Annotated in this window: 22 protein-coding genes; 6 read left to right on the forward strand and 16 right to left on the reverse strand. The window is 34.9% G+C overall.

The window, feature by feature from the left end; genetic code table 11:
- The first annotated feature begins 216 nt into the window (after positions 1-216).
- The 3 genes from DKT72_RS03890 (at position 217) to DKT72_RS03905 (ending at position 3,200) form a co-directional block, all read left to right on the forward strand.
- Entirely contained in the window at positions 217-1,173 is a 957-nt protein-coding gene (locus DKT72_RS03890) for a PhoH family protein (protein ID WP_111307416.1), read from the forward strand.
- A 281-nt stretch (positions 1,174-1,454) separates the two neighbouring features.
- Positions 1,455-1,973: a hypothetical protein gene (locus DKT72_RS03895; RefSeq protein WP_111307417.1), complete on the forward strand. Its 519-nt coding sequence runs from the start codon at positions 1,455-1,457 to the stop codon at positions 1,971-1,973.
- Between the two features lie 279 nt (positions 1,974-2,252).
- Entirely contained in the window at positions 2,253-3,200 is a 948-nt protein-coding gene (locus tag DKT72_RS03905; RefSeq protein WP_111307419.1) for a phosphoribosylaminoimidazolesuccinocarboxamide synthase, read from the forward strand.
- Between the two features lie 417 nt (positions 3,201-3,617).
- Here the strand turns inward: DKT72_RS03905 and DKT72_RS03910 are convergent, their stop codons facing one another.
- From DKT72_RS03910 to DKT72_RS03955, 10 genes are all read right to left on the reverse strand, one after another.
- Positions 3,618-3,914 carry a GIY-YIG nuclease family protein gene (locus DKT72_RS03910; protein WP_111307420.1) on the reverse strand — a complete coding sequence of 99 codons (297 nt, stop codon included), beginning with the start codon at positions 3,912-3,914 and terminating at the stop codon, positions 3,618-3,620.
- A 397-nt stretch (positions 3,915-4,311) separates the two neighbouring features.
- Entirely contained in the window at positions 4,312-4,611 is a 300-nt protein-coding gene (locus DKT72_RS03915) for a type II toxin-antitoxin system RelE/ParE family toxin (protein WP_111307421.1), read from the reverse strand.
- Positions 4,604-4,855, reverse strand: coding sequence for a type II toxin-antitoxin system ParD family antitoxin (locus DKT72_RS03920; RefSeq protein WP_111307612.1), 252 nt, complete (start codon positions 4,853-4,855; stop codon positions 4,604-4,606). Before DKT72_RS03920 ends, DKT72_RS03915 begins: the two co-directional genes overlap by 8 nt.
- Positions 4,856-4,952: 97 nt before the next feature.
- A complete protein-coding gene (locus DKT72_RS03925) occupies positions 4,953-5,906 on the reverse strand; it encodes an alpha/beta hydrolase (RefSeq protein WP_111307422.1) in 954 nt (317 codons plus the stop codon).
- 60 nt (positions 5,907-5,966) lie between these two features.
- The gene (locus DKT72_RS03930; protein ID WP_111307423.1) at positions 5,967-8,258 is read right to left on the reverse strand and encodes an nSTAND3 domain-containing NTPase; all 2,292 of its coding nucleotides are present in this window, start codon (positions 8,256-8,258) and stop codon (positions 5,967-5,969) included.
- 170 nt (positions 8,259-8,428) lie between these two features.
- Positions 8,429-9,865 (reverse strand): nucleoside hydrolase-like domain-containing protein, encoded by a 1,437-nt coding sequence (locus DKT72_RS03935; RefSeq protein ID WP_111307424.1) that lies wholly within the window; start codon positions 9,863-9,865, stop codon positions 8,429-8,431.
- A 385-nt stretch (positions 9,866-10,250) separates the two neighbouring features.
- Complete coding sequence (locus DKT72_RS03940; RefSeq protein ID WP_111307425.1) at positions 10,251-11,159, reverse strand: NADP-dependent oxidoreductase; 909 nt, start codon at positions 11,157-11,159, stop codon at positions 10,251-10,253.
- A 9-nt stretch (positions 11,160-11,168) separates the two neighbouring features.
- Positions 11,169-11,627 (reverse strand): hypothetical protein, encoded by a 459-nt coding sequence (locus DKT72_RS03945; protein WP_111307426.1) that lies wholly within the window; start codon positions 11,625-11,627, stop codon positions 11,169-11,171.
- Positions 11,628-11,643: 16 nt separating this feature from the next.
- Positions 11,644-12,066 (reverse strand): META domain-containing protein, encoded by a 423-nt coding sequence (locus DKT72_RS03950; RefSeq protein ID WP_111307427.1) that lies wholly within the window; start codon positions 12,064-12,066, stop codon positions 11,644-11,646.
- A gap of 86 nt (positions 12,067-12,152) precedes the next feature.
- The gene (locus tag DKT72_RS03955) at positions 12,153-13,241 is read right to left on the reverse strand and encodes a heparan-alpha-glucosaminide N-acetyltransferase domain-containing protein (protein ID WP_111307428.1); all 1,089 of its coding nucleotides are present in this window, start codon (positions 13,239-13,241) and stop codon (positions 12,153-12,155) included.
- A gap of 147 nt (positions 13,242-13,388) precedes the next feature.
- On the opposite strand from DKT72_RS03955, the gene DKT72_RS03960 reads away from it, so the two are divergent.
- Genes DKT72_RS03960 through acs form a run of 3 tightly spaced genes read left to right on the forward strand, consistent with a single transcriptional unit; the run spans position 13,389 to position 17,334 of the window.
- On the forward strand, positions 13,389-13,646 hold the full coding sequence (locus DKT72_RS03960) for a DUF4212 domain-containing protein (protein ID WP_111307429.1): 258 nt from the start codon (positions 13,389-13,391) through the stop codon (positions 13,644-13,646).
- Positions 13,647-13,665: 19 nt separating this feature from the next.
- Entirely contained in the window at positions 13,666-15,366 is a 1,701-nt protein-coding gene (locus DKT72_RS03965) for a sodium:solute symporter family protein (RefSeq protein ID WP_111307430.1), read from the forward strand.
- A 60-nt stretch (positions 15,367-15,426) separates the two neighbouring features.
- Positions 15,427-17,334 (forward strand): acetate--CoA ligase, encoded by a 1,908-nt coding sequence (gene acs, locus DKT72_RS03970; RefSeq protein ID WP_111307431.1) that lies wholly within the window; start codon positions 15,427-15,429, stop codon positions 17,332-17,334.
- A 9-nt stretch (positions 17,335-17,343) separates the two neighbouring features.
- Here acs and DKT72_RS03975 read toward each other — a convergent pair whose 3' ends face one another.
- The 6 genes from DKT72_RS03975 to tsaD all read right to left on the reverse strand — a co-directional run bounded on the left by DKT72_RS03975 (position 17,344) and on the right by tsaD (position 22,874).
- Positions 17,344-18,522 carry a class I SAM-dependent methyltransferase gene (locus tag DKT72_RS03975; protein WP_111307613.1) on the reverse strand — a complete coding sequence of 393 codons (1,179 nt, stop codon included), beginning with the start codon at positions 18,520-18,522 and terminating at the stop codon, positions 17,344-17,346.
- Between the two features lie 7 nt (positions 18,523-18,529).
- Entirely contained in the window at positions 18,530-19,618 is a 1,089-nt protein-coding gene (locus DKT72_RS03980; protein WP_111307432.1) for an AI-2E family transporter, read from the reverse strand.
- Between the two features lie 22 nt (positions 19,619-19,640).
- Positions 19,641-20,141, reverse strand: a complete 501-nt coding sequence (locus DKT72_RS03985) for a TrmH family RNA methyltransferase (RefSeq protein ID WP_111307433.1) — start codon at positions 20,139-20,141, stop codon at positions 19,641-19,643.
- 62 nt (positions 20,142-20,203) lie between these two features.
- Entirely contained in the window at positions 20,204-20,854 is a 651-nt protein-coding gene (locus tag DKT72_RS03990; RefSeq protein ID WP_111307614.1) for a DUF4159 domain-containing protein, read from the reverse strand.
- Position 20,855: 1 nt separating this feature from the next.
- Positions 20,856-21,560, reverse strand: a complete 705-nt coding sequence (locus tag DKT72_RS03995; protein ID WP_111307434.1) for a 16S rRNA (uracil(1498)-N(3))-methyltransferase — start codon at positions 21,558-21,560, stop codon at positions 20,856-20,858.
- Between the two features lie 291 nt (positions 21,561-21,851).
- A complete protein-coding gene (tsaD, locus tag DKT72_RS04000; RefSeq protein WP_111307435.1) occupies positions 21,852-22,874 on the reverse strand; it encodes a tRNA (adenosine(37)-N6)-threonylcarbamoyltransferase complex transferase subunit TsaD in 1,023 nt (340 codons plus the stop codon).
- Between the last annotated feature and the right edge of the window lie 39 nt (positions 22,875-22,913).

The following is a 22,913-nucleotide window of genomic DNA, read 5'->3' on the forward strand; positions in this document are numbered from 1 at the left end:
GGTTACTCAAAATTAGTATTTTTGAGTTTTACAAGATTGTTTTACAAACCTACATAAATTTTCGTTTTGGTTTTTATAATTTAAATGAAAAATGTGGGTTCATCTAGTCTTATTTGATAAAATAAAGAATACGGAATACAACTAATTAAATCATGTCATCTGGGTAAACATCCTTTTTGTTCATCTTAGCTGATAATAAAACTAAAATAACTGCCTTTGAACGAAATTGTTATTGAACTTGAAGAAATCACTCCAAAAGAATTTTTTGGACCAGAAAATGTCCATATTGAACTTCTAAAAAAGTACTTTCCTAAACTTAAAATTGTAGCACGAGGTAATAAAGTCAAAGCTTTTGGCGATGATGAATTGCTAGAGGAATTCGATCGCCGCGTTACTATGCTTGTAAAACATTTTACAAAATACAATAAGTTGGACGAAAATGTGATCGAGCGTGTTTTAACCAGCCAAAGTAGTGATGAATACACTACCTCACAAAAAAGTGGAGAGGTTTTGGTGCATGGCGTTGGTGGCAAACTTATAAAAGCCGAAACGGCTAACCAACGTAAAATGGTTGAGCTTATGCGTAAAAACGATATGGTTTTTGCCATTGGTCCTGCTGGAACCGGTAAAACCTATACAGGTGTCGCCTTAGCTGTACAAGCTTTAAAAAACAAAGAGGTTAAGCGTATTATTTTAACACGACCTGCGGTAGAAGCTGGTGAAAATTTAGGGTTTTTACCGGGCGATTTAAAAGAAAAGTTGGATCCTTATATGCAACCCCTTTACGATGCGTTACGTGATATGATTCCTGCTGAAAAATTAGCCTTGTATATAGAAAATGGCACCATTCAAATTGCGCCATTAGCGTTTATGCGTGGCCGCACGTTAGATAATGCTTTTGTGATTTTAGATGAAGGCCAAAACACCACCCATAACCAAATGAAAATGTTTTTAACCCGTATGGGGAAAAACGCGAAGTTTTTATTGACGGGAGATCCTGGGCAAATCGATTTACCACGCCGTACCATTTCTGGATTGAAAGAAGCTTTATTGATTTTAAAAAACATAGAAGGTGTGGGGATGATCTTTTTAGATGATAAAGATGTCCTTCGTCACCGTTTGGTTAAAAAGATTATTGATGCTTACAAGCATATTGAAAACGTGGAGCAGTAATTGTCATGGTGGACCAAGCGAAGTCATCTCACGATTTTTGAGCTAAACATAAATAGATGATTTCGGTTTTACATTCCTTAATAATGCCGAATAAAGTTTAAAGCCAATTATTAATTTAATTGGCTTTTTTATTTAAATATATGCTTTCGTCACACAATCAAATAGTTAAGTGTTTTTATGCTGAAATGGCCTGTTTTATCTATAAAAATTAACAAAAATTATGTAAAGATTATAGACTTAAATCGTCTAGTTTTGCACCATAAACATTTAAAAAAAACAAAATGAAAAAAGTATTTTTAATTATCGGATTATCATTAGGACTAAGTCCAATCTTTGCGCAACAAAAAACGGAGATAAATATCACCCCAAAAAATTCTTGGCTAAAAGCAGGACTAACTGCTGGCGTTCCCGTAGGTGATGCGAGCGATGTGTCATCTTTTAATTTAGGTGTAGATTTAAGAGGGCAATATTTGTTCAATCCAAATTTTGCTATTGGTGTGGCTTCTGGTTATAACCATTTTTTTGGTAAAGATGGTTTAGATGATTTTGGAGTGATTCCTGTTGCTGGATTTGCACGTTATTATTTTGCACCTAAAGGCTTATTTATAGGTACCGATTTAGGTTATGGTTTTTTAACAAATGTTGTGAATAATTCTGGGGGTCTATATGTTAACCCACAAATTGGTTACCACAATAGAGATTGGAATATTTATGGCTATTTCCAAAATACATTTGCCGAAAACGATCTTGATTTACAAACCGTTGGTGTAGGTGTTACTTATAACATCCGATTTAAATAAATTAAAATAAGGCTTCTCGATACAAATTTGTTCCGTTGCCCTTCACAAATCCACTCGAAGGGACAGTTTAGTTCCTATGGGTCAGTTCGAGTAAAATACGGAGGCACGGAGTATTTTGTATCGAGAACCTCAGTTAGTAGCGTTATAAAACGCACATTTACAATTTTCAAAATAAAAGCATTTTGAATTAAAAAAGGAGAAAGTTTATTTCTCCTTTTTTTGTTTGGCATTATTAGTAAACAAATTACATTTGCATAATAAACCATAGACTACCTTATCATGAACACCATTACTTCTACAAATTTCAATTTTCCAGGTCAAAAAAGTGTTTACAAAGGAAAAGTAAGAGAGGTTTATAATATCCATGATAATCTGTTGGTGATGGTCGCTACCGATAGGCTTTCGGCCTTTGATGTTGTCATGCCAAAAGGTATTCCCTACAAAGGGCAAATACTGAATCAGATTGCGACTAAAATGATGAAAGATACCGAAGATTTGGTACCTAATTGGTTAGTCGCCACACCAGATCCGAATGTAGCCGTGGGGCATTTATGCGAGCCATTTAAGGTTGAAATGGTGATTCGTGGGTATATGAGTGGACATGCGGCACGCGAATACAAAGCAGGCAAACGCATGTTGTGTGGAGTGACCATGCCAGAAGGTATGAAGGAAAATGATAAATTTCCTGAGCCGATGATTACCCCAGCGACTAAAGCTGAGATGGGCGACCACGATGAAGATATTTCTAGAGAAGACATTTTAAAACGAGGTATTGTTAGTGAAGCCGATTATGTAGTGTTGGAAGATTATACCAAAAAATTATTTCAGAGAGGAAGTGAGATTGCGGCATCTCGTGGCTTAATTTTAGTAGATACCAAATACGAATTTGGAAAAACCAAAGATGGGAAGATTGTGTTGATTGACGAAATACATACACCAGATTCATCCCGTTATTTTTATGCTGAAGGTTACCAAGACCGTCAAGATAAGGGTGAAGCCCAAAAACAACTTAGTAAAGAGTTTGTTCGCCAATGGTTAATTTCCAATCATTTTCAAGGTTTGGAAGGGCAGACCGTGCCTTTTATGAGCGACGATTATATTGAAACTGTTAGTGAGCGTTATATAGAACTTTACGAAAACATTACAGGCGACACGTTTATTAAAGCTGATGTTAGTAACATACAAGAGCGTATTGAAGCTAATGTGTTGGCTTATTTGAATAAATAAACTATTAGTTTATCATCGCTTCTCGATACAAATTTGTTCCGCTTTGGCTACACAAATTCACTCGAAGTGACATTTAGGAAATCAATATAAATTTTAGGTAGCTCGTCAGTTCGAGTGATGCGACGTAGGAGTATTGTATCGAGAACTTTTGGTTAGTTTTGCTTCTCGACACCATTTTCTCATACTTCGAAAACCACTCGAAGTGACATTTAGGGAACCAATATAATTTTTAGTTAGCTCGTCAGTTCGAGTGATGCGACCCAGGAGCATCGTATCGAGAACTTTTGGTTAGTTTTGTTTCTCGACACCATTTTCTCATGCTTCGAAAACCACTCGAAGTGACATTTAGGGAACTAATATAATTTTTAGTTAGCTCGTCAGTTCGAGTGATGCGACGTAGGAGTATTGTATCGAGAACTATTCAGTATTAAACTTTTTCTTGGCAAGATTAGGCAACTTATCAAACTCATTTCGTATCAAAGCTTCTTTTTTTGCTTTCGACCATTTTTTGATTTGCTTTTCATGTTCAATAGCGATATTAGGGTCTGTAAATTCAGCATAAAAAACCAAACTCAGAGGTCTTCTAGAGTAGGTGTAACTATCTTTATGTTTGCCAGATTGATGTTCTATAAACCTACCTTCAAGTTTAGAAGTGAACCCTGTATAATAGGTTTCATCAGAACACTTTAAAATATAAACGTAGTAGATTTTCATTGGTTAAATATAATAGTTTCTTTTATACTGTCAGTTCGAGTTGCTTCTCGATACAAATTTGTTCCGCTTTGGCTACACAAATTCACTCGAAGTGACATTTAGGGAACCAATATAATTTTTAGTTAGCTCGTCAGTTCTAGTGATGCGACGCAAGGAGCATCGTATCGAGAACTTTTGTTTAGTTTTGCTTCTCGATACAAATTTGTTCCGCTTTGGCTACACAAATTCACTCGAAGTGACATTTAGGGAACCAATATAATTTTTAGTTAGCTCGTCAGTTCGAGTGATGCGACGCAGGAGCATCGTATCGAGAACTTTTGGTTAGTTTTGCTTCTCGACACCATTTTCTCATACTTCGAAAATTACTCGAAGTGACATTCTAGTATATCAATAATTTTTATTCAGTTATTCTTTTTTTTAAATCCATTCTTTCGTGTAAAATCCTCGTAATTTCAATATAATTTTCGTTCAAAGTTCTGTAGAAAATGATATGTCGATTTGTTTTTAGTCCTAGTAGACTTTGAGTAATTCCATCATAGTTTTTTCCTATTTGAGGATTATCTGCAATGTCTTGAAAGTTTGAAATTAGCATTTCATAATAGTTGTCCGCTTGACTTTCAGACCAAACCTCAAAAGTATATTCCCAAATTTTAGATAAATCCTCAACAGCTTTATTCGTTAATTTAAATTCAGCCATTTGAGCGTTTTTTAGCTTTTAGAGATTCCAGATGTTTTTTGTGGTCAAAATCGTGGTCAATTCCGCTATCGATTCCATCCTGAATGGCATTTTTCAACGCCATTACTTTGTTTTCTTCTTCTTCTAAAAGTCTTAATCCTGCTCTGATTACTTCACTAACATTTTTAAATCGCCCTTCTTTTATTCGGCTCTGTACAAATTCATCAAAATAATTTCCGAGTGATATGGATGTGTTTTTGTTCATTTTAATACCATTTGATTCAAATATACCAAAAATTGGTATGTTTGCCAAATTTTCAAACTAAACACAAGTATTCAAACTCATTCTTATTAAAGCTACTTTATTTACCATCCTCCCACAACCATCGTAAAGCTTCCGGAAATAAAGCCCCAGCGTGTTTGTCGCTGTGTTCGCCATCGGTCCAAACCTTTTTAAAGGCATATCTTGGGCCTGGAGTCTTCATGTCATCGGCATGTTTATTGGCATAGGTCATGGCTGAAACCATTTGCTGATTCGCCAAAAACCAATCGCCCCATTCGTTAGTCAAATCATGGCTACCATCCTGATAAAAAATACGCATGGGCCGTATAGGTTCCCGACGAATCAATGCGGGATAATCTTGACCACCCAATTTAATAGGTGTTTCATTGGGTCTGAAACCAATGGACGTATAGCTACCAATAGCACTAAACACTTTTCGAAACATATTGGGATAATGCCATGCGACTGTAAAGGCTGCAATGGCACCGCTACTTGTCCCACAAATGGCACGTTGTTCTGGGTCGTTGGTAAGATTGTAATCTTTGCCAATTAAAGGAAGCATTTCTTCTACTATAAATCTAGCGTAAGTGTCATCCATGGCATCGTATTCATTGGCTCGGTTATTGGGGTTGGAAGACCCCAAATTATCGGGGTAGGTTTCAGAACGGTTTCCTGGGGTTATAAAAATCCCTATGGTTACGGGCATATCGCCTTTGGCTATTAAATTTTCCATGACTTGAGGTGCTCTAATACTCCCTTGTGGATTACTAGCACGAAAACCATCTTGAAATACCAAAACGCTGGCCGGTTGGTCTGGTTTGTATTGAGCAGGAACAAACAGCCAATATTGGCGAACGGTACCCGTAATAATCTTGCTATGAAACTCAAAAGGCCCTTTAAAGTCGCCTTTAGGCACACCTGCTTGTGGAAAATGCTCTGCCGTTAATTCTAAACCAGTGGTTCTAATGTCCATTTGGCTAAACATGGATGTGGATGTTAAAAAAGATAAAAACAGTATTAATGAGAATTTCATGGTGGTGGTTTTAGTTTAGTTGGTATAAAAAATGATTTATAAAGCTATAATTTAATTATTTTAAGAGCGTTCAAAAATTGCGTCAATGTCATCTTCAGATGAGAAATTCGAATGGTAACCTCCTTCTAATTCATTGTCATCATCAGGCTCATAACTTTCAAAATAGGAGATTGCCATTCTTTCCAGATCTAAGTTTGACACAATTCTTGATTTATCGAATCCAATTTTATCTAAAACATTTATATTAAAACCATCTAAAAATGAATTAAGACTTTCATAAACTTCAGATTCTATCCCATGTATGTCAATATCAAATTCGGGATAACCATCAGGGTAATGATACTGGTTAATATAGCTTCTGTAATCAATACCTAAATCATTATTATTTAGAACATCATCCAAATAATTTTCAATATGATTTTCTACTTCAGATAAAATGTGTTCGTCTTCAATATTAAATTTATCAATAAAATTTAGAAGATATTTTAAAGTGTCTTCATCTAGGGGGTATTCAATAAAATCATATAAAAATTTAAAATCACTATATTCTATTTTTGGTTCAAATTCAGTTAATATTATTAAAAGTTCCCGTAATCTATTTCCAATAGGTTTATCAGAAATTATTAAGGATTTTAAAAAATGTTCTATTCTCTTATTTAATTTTTCATTCAATAAGTCTAAATAAGAAAGTGTAATTAAGAAATCCCAATCTTCTTCTATTAATTTTTTGTCAAAAAAACAATCAAATAAATTTTCTTGAATCCTTTTTGAGGATTGACTATTAATTTTTTTGGATGTAGAAAGGGTTTGTAAATAATCTAGAGAAGCCACTGTTTCTAAAGATTTAAAAATATTTGAAATTAAGTCAATCTCTTCAGAATATGAATAAAGAACAAAGTCCGTAATAGATGGATTAAATAGAACATATTCATATTTGTTTTTATCTATTTGATTTCTATTAAGCAAGGATTTTATAGCTAATTTTCTAACAGCTTCAAAACTCTTATCCGTAAAATCACCTAAATTTACAGGATGTGTTTTAAGAAATGTATAATAGGAGCTTCTTAGTTCTTCCTCCAAGATTTTACCATTATTGTAAACGGTCAGAAATGTAAGAGCCCTAACACAATCATCGGTCTGGTTTTGAAAATAGTCTGACCAAATATCTTCAGGATTGTCTAGGTTATTCTTAATGTATTTCCAATATTCATTAGGTAAAACATTTCCAATTCTGATATTATCAGTAACAAATTCTATTATTCGAGGATTAAAATTCCGGTGATTTATTATCTCTTTATATCTTTTATCTTGGTATATCTTTTCAATATATTCATAATTTAATTTTGAATGATAAATATGATTATATAAAATTTTAGCTTTATCTATATTGGTTAAATTTTCAACTCTAAGCAAAAATTCATTATCACGAATTTTCCCATTTTGGAATCTATGACTTAAACTATATGCTTTATTTAGAATATTTGTTCGAGACGTTAGAATGAATTTTTTAGAATTATCGTTACGAACTCTATTAATAAATTTAACAATATGTGAATCTCTTTTGTTATTTATGGCATCGTATAAAGTGCTTCCTAAAAAATCATCACAGTAAAATAAGATTTTCTTTTTTTCACTTTCTCTAAATATATTTTCAGCCTCACTAATATTTTCTTCAATGTCACAAAATTCATATCCTTTGGCAGTATAATAAAGTGCTAAATTATCGGCAAGAGTGGTTTTACCAATTCCTGGTTCACCAGTCATTATTACTACATTGTTTTCTTTAAGAATATTTAACCCTTTTTTGTGGTTTTCTGTTATGGCATATTTATATGCATTATCTTTAATTTCACCTATTGTACTTTTACTTCTACCCTTAATAGCATTATTATAAATTAAGTCTAATATGGAAGAACTTGTAATCCATAATTTGTAATTTTGTTCAACAATGTCTTGATTTTCTTTCTTTGAAAGAAAGTCATTTAAATCTTCTTTCCCCAATATATCATCCTCTCTTTTTATGAAAGGATTAAATATCGTTTTTATTTCTTGTTTATTTTGTCTAGATAGATTTTTTGAAGTAATAAAAATATATTTATCAGGTTTAAGTTTAATAACTTTTGCTAATTCTTCTGATTTTAATTTAGAAATTAGATTACTGTATGGTGTTTGAACATAGTGCTTACATTGAATAATTCCTTCTTTGGTATTATCAATCCAAAATCTGCCATCAACACCACCATCTTTACCAGCTTTAAATACTTCAACCCTTTTACCTAAAATTTTTCCAATTATAGACGCTCCTAAAGCTTCAAACTCTCTGTCATTAAGTTTTGAAAAATCATACTCCATATTTTTACTACAGTTTTTTCAAATTTAGATTACTTAATATAAATAGAGATTGGTTTAAATTTAAGCCAACATTTACAATGAATCGTTTCAAATATTTAAATCAGTCAATAAGCGAATTTAGTTTTTTAAAATCACAAAATCAACATGTAGTACAATAAATACAAGTAAATTTACTTCGGCACCACGGTAACAATCATCCGCTTATATCGAGTCAAGTTCGGCGTGCCTTTATCGGTCATTTTTAAAATAATATGTAGCGTTTCTTGTTTATCTACGATGGGTGCAGTCGCTGTAAAGCCCGGAAAATTTTCTGGGGTTATTACCACTTCTTTTTTATATGTGCCTGCTTGGGGGTAATGATACCATACAAAGCCAAAGCTATCACCATCGGGGTCGTAGGAGTTGGAGGCATCAAAACTAAAGGATTCTCCAGATTTTACCGTAATGTTTTCAGGGCTACTCAGTACAGGTACGGGCGCATGGTTGGCATGGGCGTAATCTGCCAAACACCAGTCCATACGTGCCGCAAAATCATTTTGAAAATCGGTTCGCCAACGCCAAAGGGTGGCTTTATTATCATGATAGGTTTTGGTGGAATCTTTTTTAACGACTCTGCCAAACTCACTAAAGCCAAAAGGGATGTAATCATCGCTGGCATCTGTCCAAATGGCTCTGGTTTCAGGTGCTAAAGGCACATCGGAAGGGCCTTTTTTAAGTTTAGAAACATCGGGTTTGTATAATTCGTAACGACCGCCCCAACCGCCCCAATTGGGGTGTTCCGGATTGTTAAGTCCGTTGGGAATTAAGCTTAAAAAAGAGGGAGTGTCGCCTTCCATGCCCCAAGCCACATCGGGATATACAGCACCCAATGGGCCATGGCCTTGTTGAATGTGTTCTGCAAGCCACGAGTTGCTTATTTCCGTATTAGGAAGGCCTTTTATTTCGGAATTTATGGCCGACCATGTAGAGGTGCCATAATCGTCTCCCGGACTGACAATGTAAAATAACTCGGGGAAAGTATTGCGTATCCAAATCCCGCTATCATCTTGGTCTGAAATGGTATAGACTCTTAGTTTATCCAGCAATCGTTTCAGTTCTGCCTTCGATTTGGTGTCTTTTAAGGTGTAAAGTGCTTGTGATAAGGTATTCACGCCACCCCACACCGAGATATAGAGTGGGCGAGGGTCGTTCTTTTCAAGTTCTTTAATAATTCTATTGGAGCCTTCGGAATCCTGTCCTTTGCCAACGCCTAGCATGCCGTATTTTGGAAGTCCGTGTGTGACTAAGGCCAACAGCGAGCTAGCTTCGGGGAAACCAGTTTCGTGTTTATTTAAATTCGCTTGTACCTTGCCATAAGCATTTATGATTTTTATAACAGATTCAGGATGTACTTTGGTCTTTTGCCAAACCGAGGTGGTGGCAATAATACCTTTAATGTCTATTTGGTTAGCGTATAACAGTAACCGCACCATAGATTGGGTATCGTCTGGATCGGCTTCAATATCTGTTAAAATAATAACGCGGTGTTTTGTGGTTTCTTGAGCTACTATAGAGTTAATACAAAGAGAGGATAGTATTAGATTTAAAAATAAAGCAGATAGTTTCATGATAGGTTAGTTGGTATGTTATTATTGTAAATTTAGTAATGTTTTTTTAATAGCATCTCTCAATTTGGTATTTACCTGTACGGCATCTGCATAATCATTCCAGCGTTGTACGGTATTGTTTATTTCAGATATGATTTGCTCCGATTTTTTAATATTTATGGTTTTGTTTCTAAAATATATGTTGGTAAAAACTAACTTTAATAGCTTTTAGGGAGGTGTATGTTGGTATTTGCCAATATTTATAATCGTCATTGTGAACACGGTGAAGCAATCTGTTTATCAATAGTTCTGTATTATGAGATTGCTTCACCGTGTTCGCAATGACGTTTTATGTGGATTCCTGCTTTCTCATGAAATCGAAGATTCGACGAAGTCAATGACAACTCTAATCAACAATCAATATATTTTTTCCTTTGGAATGTCCTTGATGTTGGTAGGCTAGAGCGTCTTTAGCTTCGGAAAGTGGAAATTGTTTATCTATAAAGACTTTAACGTGTCCTTGTTCAATAAGGTAAGCAATGGTTTTTAACTGTTCGGCATCCGAATGAAACAGGAAGTTGGTAGCTGTAACACCGTGTTTTTGAGCTAATTCTTCAGAAGGTTTAGCGGTGATAGACACATAGTTCCCCCCTTTTTTAAGCAATGGGATCGTGAGTTCAGAACTGGCCATACTGTCAAATACGGCATCAAAATCGGCTGTAATTTTAGAGAAGTCGGCTGTTTTGTAATCAATAATAGCATCCACCTCCACTGATTTTAAAAAGGCTTCATTTTTTGGAGACGCCACACCTACCACGAATGCTCCTGTCCATTTGGCATATTGCACCGCAAACAGGCCAACGCCACCGGCAGCTGCTTGAATCAGTATTTTGTGTCCTTTTTTTAAGCTCAATTTATCAAATAAACCTTGCCAAGCAGTTAAGGCTGCTAGTGGCACTGCTGCAGCTTCTTGAAAATTAAGGTTTTTTGGTTTTAAGGCAATATATTTGGTTTCGGTTGCTACATATTCGGCAAACGCACCTTGTTTGGCCCATTCCAAAGAACCAATCACGGCATCACCAACTTTATAATCGTGAACGTCTGTTCCAACAGCTTCTATGATTCCAGCAATATCGGTGCCTACCGTATAGGGCATTTCAAAATAACCATGTATGGTACTTTTCCAATCGACTGGATTGATACCGCAGGCTTTTACTTTTACCAATACTTGGTTTGGTGTTATTGTGGGTTTTGGTATATCTTCAATTTTAATATTATCAATGGCTCCTTTTTCGTAAATCCTTACTGCTTTCATGTTGGTTTATTAATGATTACAATCTGTTTTGGTTAATGGCATGGTAGATGAAAACGAGACATGATCGGTGTTTCGGAAATGTGTCCCTTCGGCATCCATCTCTCCATAACCTTCTATCAGTTCATCGTTTATGACTTTAAAGATAACCTCGCGTTTGCTGGTCGTTCCTTCCGATTGAAAGGTGTATTCGGCCAAAAGGACATCATCATCTACAATCCCCCTAAAAGTACCTGTATTGGCATCTTTTTCAGCTAAATGATAATTGAGGTATCCAGCAACCATGTCATTCATTTCGGTGATTTTTAATTCAATGGAATTATTATGTCCCTTATAGGCATAGCAACCAACTTCTAAAAAGGGACTCGGGACATTGGTATCAACGGTTTCCCTAGTGTTGTCCGTTTCTGATTTATTTTTACAACTGATGAAAACAGAGGTTATTAGGCATAGAATAATTAATTTTTTCATTTTTAATGATTTAAAATTAGTTCACTTTTTTGAATCGCATCATGGCAACATCATCAAGGATTAAAATTAATTTACCTTCTTCATCAAGACTATATGTGTTTACTTTTTTGATAGTATTTAAAAATACTTGTTCGCCTTGCCCACAATACATCATGGTGGTAGGCCCAGGTTCACCAAAAGTGATACTATTACCGTGTATGGAAAAGTCCGCCGAATAACCATTGCAACTCGAATGTCCTTCTACTTTATTAGTGGTTTTATTGAAGGTGATTTGTGGTTTTTTATCAGGGTACAATCCATTAAAGGCGATTCGAGGGCCCGTAATATATTCTAATTCCCAAGTGGTATTATATAATGTGTTGCCCATGGTTTTGGTGGACTTGCAGGCATTAAGCATTAAAATAACGGTAAATAAACAAAAGAGCTTTAATTGTTTCATATTTATTAATCTAGAAATCGTGTTAGCTAATTTAGCTTTTAAAGTCTTTAAAAAGAATAAAAAACAATTTTATTAATGACAGACGATCAAGATTTAAATCTATCTACTATTTTCAGAAATAAATTATACAAAAAAGCATTGGTTTTGGCATAATAAAATGAGATAACCACCACCACAAGAATAAAAGCCAAGGCACCAAAAATGGCTTGATAAGGGTCTAAAGCTTTGTAGTAAAAATGTTTTAATCCAATACCTGTGTAACTTCCAAAAATAATAATGAAGTGAAAGGTGTAAATGGACAATGTTTTTTCGCCAATTCTGGTAATGATAGATTGTTTTAAAAAATGTTCGAAGGTGTAAAACAAACCAAAAAGTACCAGAACATCACCCAAACGAGAAAACAAGTAATTGTAATTTGCTGCCGCATGAAAAAGAGTTAAGCCAGTAACATCGCCTATTTTATGAAGAAATCCAGAAGATTGAAAGATTAGTAGATAACCAAACGTAAAAAACGTACAGATGGTTAGAGCTTTAAAGGCCTTTCTATGAACATGCCTAAAAAATACTGTTGCAAAAAAGGCGCCCAAAGCCGAATAGCCAAACCACGGTATAATGGTAAAAACAGAACCATTTTTTTTAGAGATATAGTTGGCAAACACTAAAGGCGTATCTGGTAAAACAATGTTTCTATATAAAGGTTCAGTTATAAATATGGTGCAGCCTATGATAACTAAAACAATCGATAATACATATGTATTAGCTTTAAAAACGTAGTATAAGGCAACCATGAGAATGAGAGACAAACCAATGCATTGTAACACATCCACGACTAAGAAGTAAGGATAAAACTTTCCTTGAAACCAGTCAAAAAAATCGACTCTTAAGGTGTAGCCAATAAATAAAAGCAGTAAGCCTCTATAAAGACCTTTACGTATTCTTACCTTATCATTCCCTTTTTCTTTTGCTTTTAATAGCAAATACATGAAAACAAGTCCAGAAATAGTAAAAAAAGTAGGGGCGGTAACCCCTCTAAAATACGACCAAATATTATAAAAAATGTTAGTATCATCTCTATAAATAGGGTCTAAAAGCGTATCAATAAAATGTCCTTGTAACATCATCAATATGGCAAAAGCTCTTACAGCATCAATAAAGTAAAGACGATTAGAATGCAATAGGTTTCAGTTATAGTTTTACTGGTATAAAGATAGTTTTAAAAATTATTTGTAGCAAAATTATAATTTATTGATTTTTAACTAAAAATATCACTTTTCATGTAAACAATTTAATTTATATATTAGTAGCCTATAACCAAACTAAATATGACCGAACAAGAAAAGGCGACTGCCTATTGGAAAGAAAACATTAAATACCTTATCATTTTATTAACCATCTGGTTTCTGGTTTCTTATGGAGCCGGTATTTTATTTAAAGATGCTTTAGATACTATAAAAATTGCAGGTTTTAAGCTTGGCTTTTGGTTTGCACAACAAGGCTCTATGTACGTATTTGTGATTTTGATTTTCGTTTATGTGCGTATTATGAATAAACTTGATAAAAAATACGGATATGAGGACTAGTTTGTTTTTAATAGAAGCTATGGGTGTTCAAACATGGACCTATGTTTTAGTCGGTTTAACGTTTGCCTTATATATAGGTATTGCTATTTGGTCTCGAGCAGGCTCTACCAATGAATTTTATGTTGCGGGTGGCGGTGTGTCTCCATTAGCGAACGGAATGGCGACGGCAGCGGATTGGATGAGTGCGGCCTCCTTTATATCCATGGCGGGTATTATTAGTTTTGCAGGCTATGATGGTGCCGTGTATTTAATGGGCTGGACAGGCGGTTATGTGCTTTTGGCCTTATTGTTAGCACCTTATTTAAGGAAATTCGGAAAATTTACCGTACCCGATTTTATAGGGGATCGCTATTATTCTAAAACGGCCCGTGTGGTCGCTGTGTTTTGTGCGCTTATTGTGTCCTTTACCTATGTCGCGGGACAAATGCGTGGGGTAGGCATTGTATTTTCCCGTTTTTTAGAAGTCGATATTAATACAGGTGTTATTTTAGGAATGATAATTGTCCTTTTTTATGCTGTTTTGGGAGGGATGAAAGGCATCACATATACGCAAGTAGCTCAGTATTGTGTATTGATTTTTGCGTTTATGGTACCGGCTATATTCATTTCTCTTCAAATGACAGGAAACCCGATTCCCCAATTAGGTTTTGGGAGTCAGTTGTCAGACGGTTCAGGTACCTATTTACTTGATAAATTAGATGGATTAAGTACCGAACTTGGTTTTGCTGAATATACGTCAGGTTCAAAATCGGTAATAGATGTATTTGCCATCACGTTAGCATTAATGGTTGGTACGGCAGGTTTGCCTCATGTTATCGTTCGTTTTTTTACAGTTAAAAATGTTAAGGATGCCCGTAAATCGGCGGGACTTGCCTTGTTGCTTATTGTCATACTGTACACAACAGCGCCAGCAGTGTCGGTTTTCGCTAGAACTAATTTAATTGAAACGGTTTCAAATCAGCCTTATGCCACCGTACCCGAGTGGTTTAAAAAATGGGAAAAGACAGGTTTGATTGTCTTTACCGATAAAAATAAGGATGGTATAATCCAATACGTTGCCAATAAAGAACAAAATGAACTCACTATAGATAACGATATTATGGTTTTAGCAAATCCTGAAATTGCTAGTTTGCCTAATTGGGTTATTGGTTTGGTAGCCGCAGGTGGTTTGGCAGCAGCCTTATCTACAGCCGCTGGATTGTTATTGGTGATTTCATCTTCTGTGTCCCATGATTTGATTAAAAAAATCATCAACCCTAAAATATCCGAAAATGGGGAATTAGTAGCGGCACGTTTATCTGCTGTAGGAGCTGTTTGTGTGGCTGGTTATTTTGGAATCAATCCACCAGGATTTGTAGCCGCTGTGGTAGCGTTAGCCTTTGGTTTGGCAGCAGCATCGTTTTTTCCTGCTATTATCCTTGGAATTTTTTATAAGAGAATGAATAAAGAAGGAGCGATTGCCGGTATGGTCGTTGGTATTATTTCTATGTTGCTGTATATGATGAAATATAAATTAGGTTGGTTTGATGAGGTGCTTCCAGATAAAAGTGAATGGTGGTTTGGGATATCACCAGAAGGTTTTGGCAGTATAGCTATGATTTTAAATTTTATAGTCTCTATTACCATTATGAAATTTACACCAGCACCACCACAAGATGTTCAAGACATCGTTGAAAATATCAGGATTCCTAGCGGTGCAGGAGAAGCCACAGGACATTAAACAGACAATTATTAAAACAAGATATCCATTAAACAATAAAACAAATCAACAGTAAATTAAATGAGTAATTACCATATAAAACATTTAGAAGAATATTATCAAGTTTATAGAAAATCCGTTAGGGAGCCTGAAAATTTTTGGGAAGAAGTCGCTGAAGAACATTTTATGTGGCAGAGAAAATGGGACAATGTATTGAGTTGGGATTTTAGTAAACCGGAAGTAAAATGGTTTGAAGGCGCTAAATTAAACATTACAGAAAACTGTATAGACAGGCATTTAGCCACTCGTGGTGATAAAACAGCGATTCTTTTCGAACCTAATAATCCGAATGATCCATCGGAACATATTACCTATAATCAATTACACGAACGGGTTAATAAGTTTGCCAATGTATTAAAAGCGGAAGGTATTACCAAAGGGGATAGAGTTTGTATCTATTTACCCATGATTCCCGAGTTGGCTGTTTCGGTGTTGGCCTGTGCCAGGATTGGAGCGATCCATTCTGTGGTGTTTGCAGGTTTTTCATCCACGGCACTTTCTACCAGAATCAATGATTCAGATTGTAAAATGGTTATTACCAGCGATGGTTCGTATCGCGGCGAAAAATCTATTGATTTAAAAGGGATTGTAGATGATGCCCTGGAAGATTGTCCGTGCATAAAAACAGTATTGGTCGCCAAAAGAACCCATTCTGATATAGACATGAAAGTAGGTAGGGACAAATGGTTACAACCTTTATTAGATGATGCTTCTCATGTTTGTAAAGCTGAAATCATGGATGCAGAAGATCCATTATTCATTTTATATACGTCTGGCTCTACGGGAAAACCAAAAGGGATGGTACATACCACAGGAGGGTATATGGTTTATACGGCTTACACGTTTAAAAACGTGTTTCAGTATAGAGAAAATGATGTGTATTGGTGTACTGCAGACATAGGATGGATTACCGGGCATAGTTATATCGTTTATGGCCCATTAGCCAATGGAGCCACAACGGTTTTGTTTGAAGGTGTCCCCAGTTACCCTGATTTTGGACGTTTTTGGGAGGTGGTTGAAAAACATAAAGTGACCCAATTTTACACCGCACCTACAGCCATCCGTGCCTTAGCAAAACAAGGAATGGATTTTGTAGATAAACATGATTTATCTTCTTTAAAAGTATTAGGATCTGTTGGAGAGCCTATTAATGAAGAGGCTTGGCATTGGTATAATGATAATATTGGGAAAAAGAATAGCCCGATTGTAGATACCTGGTGGCAAACTGAAACAGGTGGTATTATGATAAGTCCTATACCATTTGTAACACCGACAAAACCAACGTATGCCACCTTACCATTTCCAGGAATACAACCCGCTTTAATGGATGAAACTGGTTTGGAACTTAAAGGAAATCAGGTAGACGGACGATTGTGTATTAAATTCCCTTGGCCGAGTATGGCACGAACCATTTGGGGCAATCATCAGCGTTATAAAGACACCTATTTTTCAGCTTTTGAAAATAAATATTTTACAGGAGACGGTGCTTTGCGTGACGAAGTGGGGTATTATAGAATTACAGGACGTGTCGATGATGTGATTATTGTGTCTGGTCATAATTTAGGGACAGCACCTATTGAAGACGCTATTAATGAGCACCCAGCCGTAGCGGAATCAGCGATTGTAGGTTTTCCACATGATATCAAGGGAAATGCCTTGTATGGTTTTGTGATTTTAAAAGATACTGGTGAATCTCGTGTACACGATAATGTGCGTAAAGAAATCAACCAAATCATTACGGAACATATTGGGCCGATTGCTAAACTGGATAAAATCCAATTTACTAGTGGTTTACCAAAAACGCGCTCAGGAAAAATCATGCGCCGTATTTTACGTAAAATTGCTTGTAAAGATATCTCTAATTTGGGTGATACGAGTACCTTGTTGAATCCAGAAGTGGTTCAGGAAATTATAGATAATGCTTTGTGATATAATTATTTACAATTTGATGCAGATAATAACAATTTTTGTATTGTCTGCATCTGTTGTAAAAAACAAATAAGAGTCACCACCATCCTTAATGGCTAGTTTTTTTCGTATTTGCTGAACGGTTTCAGGAAAATTTCTGGTTGTGATGTTAGCCTTCGATATTCTTAATTGCTTCAAATCCTTTTTATTATAAGGAATGATGTGTTCAATTTTAAAGCATCTGCCAGGAAAATCCAAAGGCGATGTGCTGGTGTACAAATGGGAATGTTTATGAAGCTTAAAAGCATTTAATTTCTTTGATAAGGAGTGAAAACCACCAGATTTTAAAATCGCTGCGTTGGGTTCGTATAAATAGGTGAGAGGCTTGCTGTATGCAGATTCTGTTACTTTTTCGTCGTCCAATAAAAACTTAAAATATTCAGCATCCTTTTTTTTTAGATTAGCGGTCTCTATATGAATGTCACCATTAAAATCTCGATCCAAAATCCAAAGCAATTCTTTTACTTCATTATTTACAGCTACGATATGAATTGTTTTTACATGTTTTAGTTCGCTAATACCCACAGACAAGTCCAGGAGCGGCGATGTTTTAATCATGATGTTTTTTGAATGCTTAAAAAGCAACTCCAAATGCTCGGGAACATTTGGCAAGCAATCATTTAAAAAGAAAACCTTGCCTTTGCTATCATGTCGTCTGGAAGGATCGACATACATCCAATCTACTATTTCCTTCCTGTTTTCTAAATATTTCAATCCATCACCATATATGGTTTTAATATTTGTAACTTGAAGTTGTTTATAGTTATGGGAAACCATATCCGATAGATTTTCATCGATGTCACAATGAATTACAGTATCAAATCGTTTTGAAAAATAATAACTATCTATACCAAATCCCCCTGTTAAATCGATAATTGTTTTTCCGCTTATTAAACCGGCTTTATATTTTGCGGTGATTTCAGAAGAGGTTTGTTCAATATTTAACTTGTTGGGATAGTAAATATTTTGGGTTTGAAACCAAGTAGGGAGTTTCTTTTCGCACTTTATTTTGGCTTCAATTTGCTCAACAATATCTTTGGTAGAAACGGATTCAAATGTGGTTCCTTTTAATAGAATTTCAGAAATGTTTGCATGTAAATGACTGTTGATAAAAATTTGTATATCAGTATTTAAAATAAGTTTATTCAAAGTAAAACTAAAGGTCTTTAGTGAGTTTTTGAACAATTTTGTTTTCTGATAAAAACTCTTTTAAAATCACTTTAATAGCGGTATAACTTGGTACAGCTACTATCATACCAATTACTCCAAAAAGAATCCCTGCCATAATGATGATTAAAAAAATTTCCAAGGGATGCGATTTCATGCTTTTTGAAAAAATAATAGGCTGGCTAAAGAAATTATCCACCAATTGTCCGATAATGAAACCAATCATAACATAGATGGTTTTAGGTAAAGTAACGTCGCTAAAACTGGCTCCCAAATTACTTGTCATGGTTAAAATAACCATTAAAACAGCACTTATTAAAGGGCCTACATAAGGGATTAAATTTAGCAGTGCACATAAAAAAGCAATTACGATGGCGTTATTGATTCCGAAAATTAAAAGCACTATGGTATAAATAATAAAGAGAATTAAAATTTGAAGAATAAGCCCAACAAAATATCTGGATAGCAAATCTTTTATTTTGATTGTCGACTTTTTCCATCTACTTTCTTTGCTTTCAGGAATGAACATGAGTATGCCATTTTCGAATAACTGACTGTCTTTTAAAAAGAAAAATGATATAAAAAGTACAGAAAACAACCCAATACTAAAGCTGCCCAACCCGCTAATCATCGAATTTAAAAAATCAGGAATGATGGAGTAATCAATTTTAGATAGTAAATCGTAATCTTTTAAAGACTCTTTAACTTCCATTTCATTGAGTTTGAAATTCCTAATAATTTGCATATACAAATCTTCTATACTTTGTTGCAAACTATCGATGTTCAATAAAGATAAATTATGACCTTGCTCAATGACCAGCGGAATAAACAAACTCATAATACCTATAAATATGCCAACAAGTAAAAGCATGGTGACAATAACCGCTAAAATATTTTTCAACTTTAAACGACTTCTTAAAAACAGCACAATGGGTCTTCCTATTAAAGAGATAACAGCGGCAATGAGTAAATAAACAATCACCGATTGTATTTTATATAAGAAAAAGAGCAATAAAGCGATTCCTATAATCATAGAAAAGGCCCTTAAAATACCGTTGGATATTGTTTTGGAATTCATCTAGTAAATATAATAAAACCGATTACAAAAATTGCTTCGTGATTTCATATAAAGCAATATTTGTGGCTTGCGCCACATTCATGCTACTGTTTTGTCCGAACATATCTATATGAATGATGGCGTCGGCATTTTTTAAAATCCATTCTGAAATCCCGAAATTCTCATCTCCAATAATTAAGGCGATAGGCTTTTCTCCTGAAAATTTATAGGTATGAATGGGTTGACTGGAATTTGTGATTTCAAGAGCTATGATGTGATAATCTTTGGTTTTTAAATCAGTTATAACTTCTGAAGCGGATTCGTGAATGTCATAAGGCACAAATTTTTCTGTGGCTCTCGATGTCTTTGTGATTTTTCTGCCTAGCACTATGTTTGCTCCACAAAGGATTAGTTTTTCAACGCCAAAGGCATCAGCAATTCTAAATAAACTCCCAATATTTGGTGCATTGGTTACATTGTCGCAAACCAAGGTTATAGGGAAATTACGTTTTTTAAAAGTTGTATTGTAGTGGGTTAATTGCACTGATGTTGAGTTGTTTAATTGTGTAATTGTTTAGTTGTTTTGCACTTGAATCGTAAGTCAATTCAATTTTCAAAAACATATTCAACAATATTAGCCCCCATTTTCAAAGCTTTTTCTCTAATATCGGCAGGATCGTTATGGACTTCTTCATCTTCCCAACCATCACCTAAATCACTTTCAAAGGTGAATAATAATACCAAGCGGTCTTCATGAAAGATACCAAATGCCTGAGGACGGTTGCCATCATGTTCATGAATTTTAGGCAAGCCTTCAGGAAATTTATAAGCCATATTAAACAACTTATGATTGCTCGGCAATTCAACTAATTCTTTGTCTGGGAATACTTTTTTCAAATCCCTTACTAAATAGGGTTTTATACCATAGTTGTCATCAATATGTAAAAAGCCGCCAGAGATTAAATAATTACGCAAATTTTCGGCATCTGTGTCGCTAAAAAAAACATTGCCATGCCCCGTCATGTGTAAAAATGGATATTGAAAAATATCGGGGCTACCAACTTCGACCTCTTGTGGCTTAGGATTTATTTTGGTATTGATATGTTGGTTGCAATACGCAATCAAGTTTGGTAAGGATGTGGGGTTCGCATACCAATCACCGCCACCTTTGTATTTTAATAAAGCAATGTCTTGTGCAAATAAGTTAAAAGTTAAAAGTGAAAAGTTAAAAGTGAAAAGTATGATAAAATGTTTCATATTACTCATTTATAAACGCTACAGAGTGGCAAGCCACAATGGCAGCGGTTTCTGTTCGCAATCTGGTGTCTCCCAAAGTTACGGGAATAAACTTGTTTTTAAGAGCCATTTCAATTTCTTTAACACTAAAATCACCTTCTGGACCAATTAAAATGGTGATATTGGAATGTGGCTTAAGCTCATTTTTTAAAGATTTTTTATCTGATTCCTCACAATGGGCAATAAATAAATCGCCATTAAAGTCCTGATTTATAAAATCTTTAAATGGTATAGGGGCGTTTAGTTTTGGCATATAACAACTTAAAGATTGCTTCATGGCCGATTGCAATATCTTTTCAAAACGGTCTGTTTTTACAATTTTACGTTCGCTGTGGTCGCAGATAATAGGAGTGATGGTGTCGATCCCTATTTCGGTCGCTTTTTCTAAAAACCATTCGTAACGATCGTTCATTTTTGTAGGTGCCACCGCTAAATGTAGATGATAGCTTTTTTTCGGCTGAAAGGATTTAGAAACTATTTTAACCAAACAATTTTTAATATCTGCCAATGTGATTTCTGCATGAAACAACCAACCTTGTCCGTTTGTAATATCTAACGTATCTCCTGTGTTTTTACGTAGTACTTTTACAATATGATTGCTTTCTTCTTTTGAAAAAGAAAATTCAGTGGTGGTTTCAGTAATGTCTGGATTGTAAAAAAGTTGCATAGGGCTAAGATAGAAATGATTTTGGAATTACGATTTACAATTTTTTTTGGAATGATTTTTAATCTTATAAATCCTCCAAAGGATAATTCCTATAATTAAAGATAAAAAAGAGATTACGATACAAACATCAAAGTAGGATATCACAAAATAGGTGTCATGAATATTTATGACCATGCTTTTATCTAATATTGACATTAATATACCAATGAGTAAACTGATAAGAGCAATTATCCAAAAATAAGCATGAGGTTTTGTAAAAGTCATTTGAAAGATTCGTGTATTTGTGGCTAATCAAATTTTCAACCGGGCTGAAGCAGCGACATTTTGTTCAGCAAAATCCTTATCTAAATATTTTAAATAACCTACAATCGCTATCATGGCCGCATTATCGGTAGTGAATTCAAATTTAGGGACATAGGTAGTCCATCCAAATTTTTGTTCCCCATCTTTTAACGCTTTTCTTATGCCTGAGTTTGCCGAAACACCACCTCCAATAGCAATATGGGTTATTCCTGTTTGCTTAACGGCAAGTTTCAATTTGTCCATTAAAATACCAATAATAGTGTATTGAATGGACGCACAAATATCATTTAGGTTTTCTTCAACAAAATTCGGATTGGCTTTGGTTTCATTCTGGATAAAATAAAGAATCCCTGTTTTTAATCCTGAAAAACTAAAATTTAAACCATCTACTTTCGGTTTTGTAAAAGAATAAGCTTTTGGATTACCTAATTGCGCTCTTTTATCAATTTCAGGTCCGGCAGGATACCCTAATCCCAGTATTTTTCCGCTTTTGTCGAATGCTTCACCCACGGCATCGTCAATGGTTTCCCCAATCACTTCCATGTCAAAGTAACCAGATACTTTAACAATTTGTGTATGGCCACCAGAAATAGTCATGGCCAAAAATGGAAACGGGGGTTTGTTATAACCGTCTTCATCAATAAAATGTGCCAAAATATGGCCTTGCATGTGGTTCACATCAATAAGGGGAATATCTAAACCGTAAGCTAAAGATTTCGCAAACGAAGTTCCCACAAGAAGCGACCCCATAAGTCCTGGTCCACGTGTAAACGCAATAGCATGAAGTTCATCTTTAGTGATATTTGCTTTTTTAAGAGCCTGAGTTACTACAGGAACAATGTTTTGTTGATGTGCTCTAGAAGCTAGTTCTGGTACCACACCACCATACTCTTCATGTATTTTTTGGTTGGCAATAACGTTGCTTAAAATACGCCCGTTATGTATTACAGAAGCCGCTGTATCATCGCAAGAAGACTCAATTCCTAGTATATAAATATTTTGTGAAGACATTAGTTAAAATTAGGCACAATAATTGTTAATTTTGAAAAC

It is taken from the genome of Confluentibacter sediminis, from assembly GCF_003258355.1.
Taxonomy (GTDB): domain Bacteria; phylum Bacteroidota; class Bacteroidia; order Flavobacteriales; family Flavobacteriaceae; genus Confluentibacter; species Confluentibacter sediminis.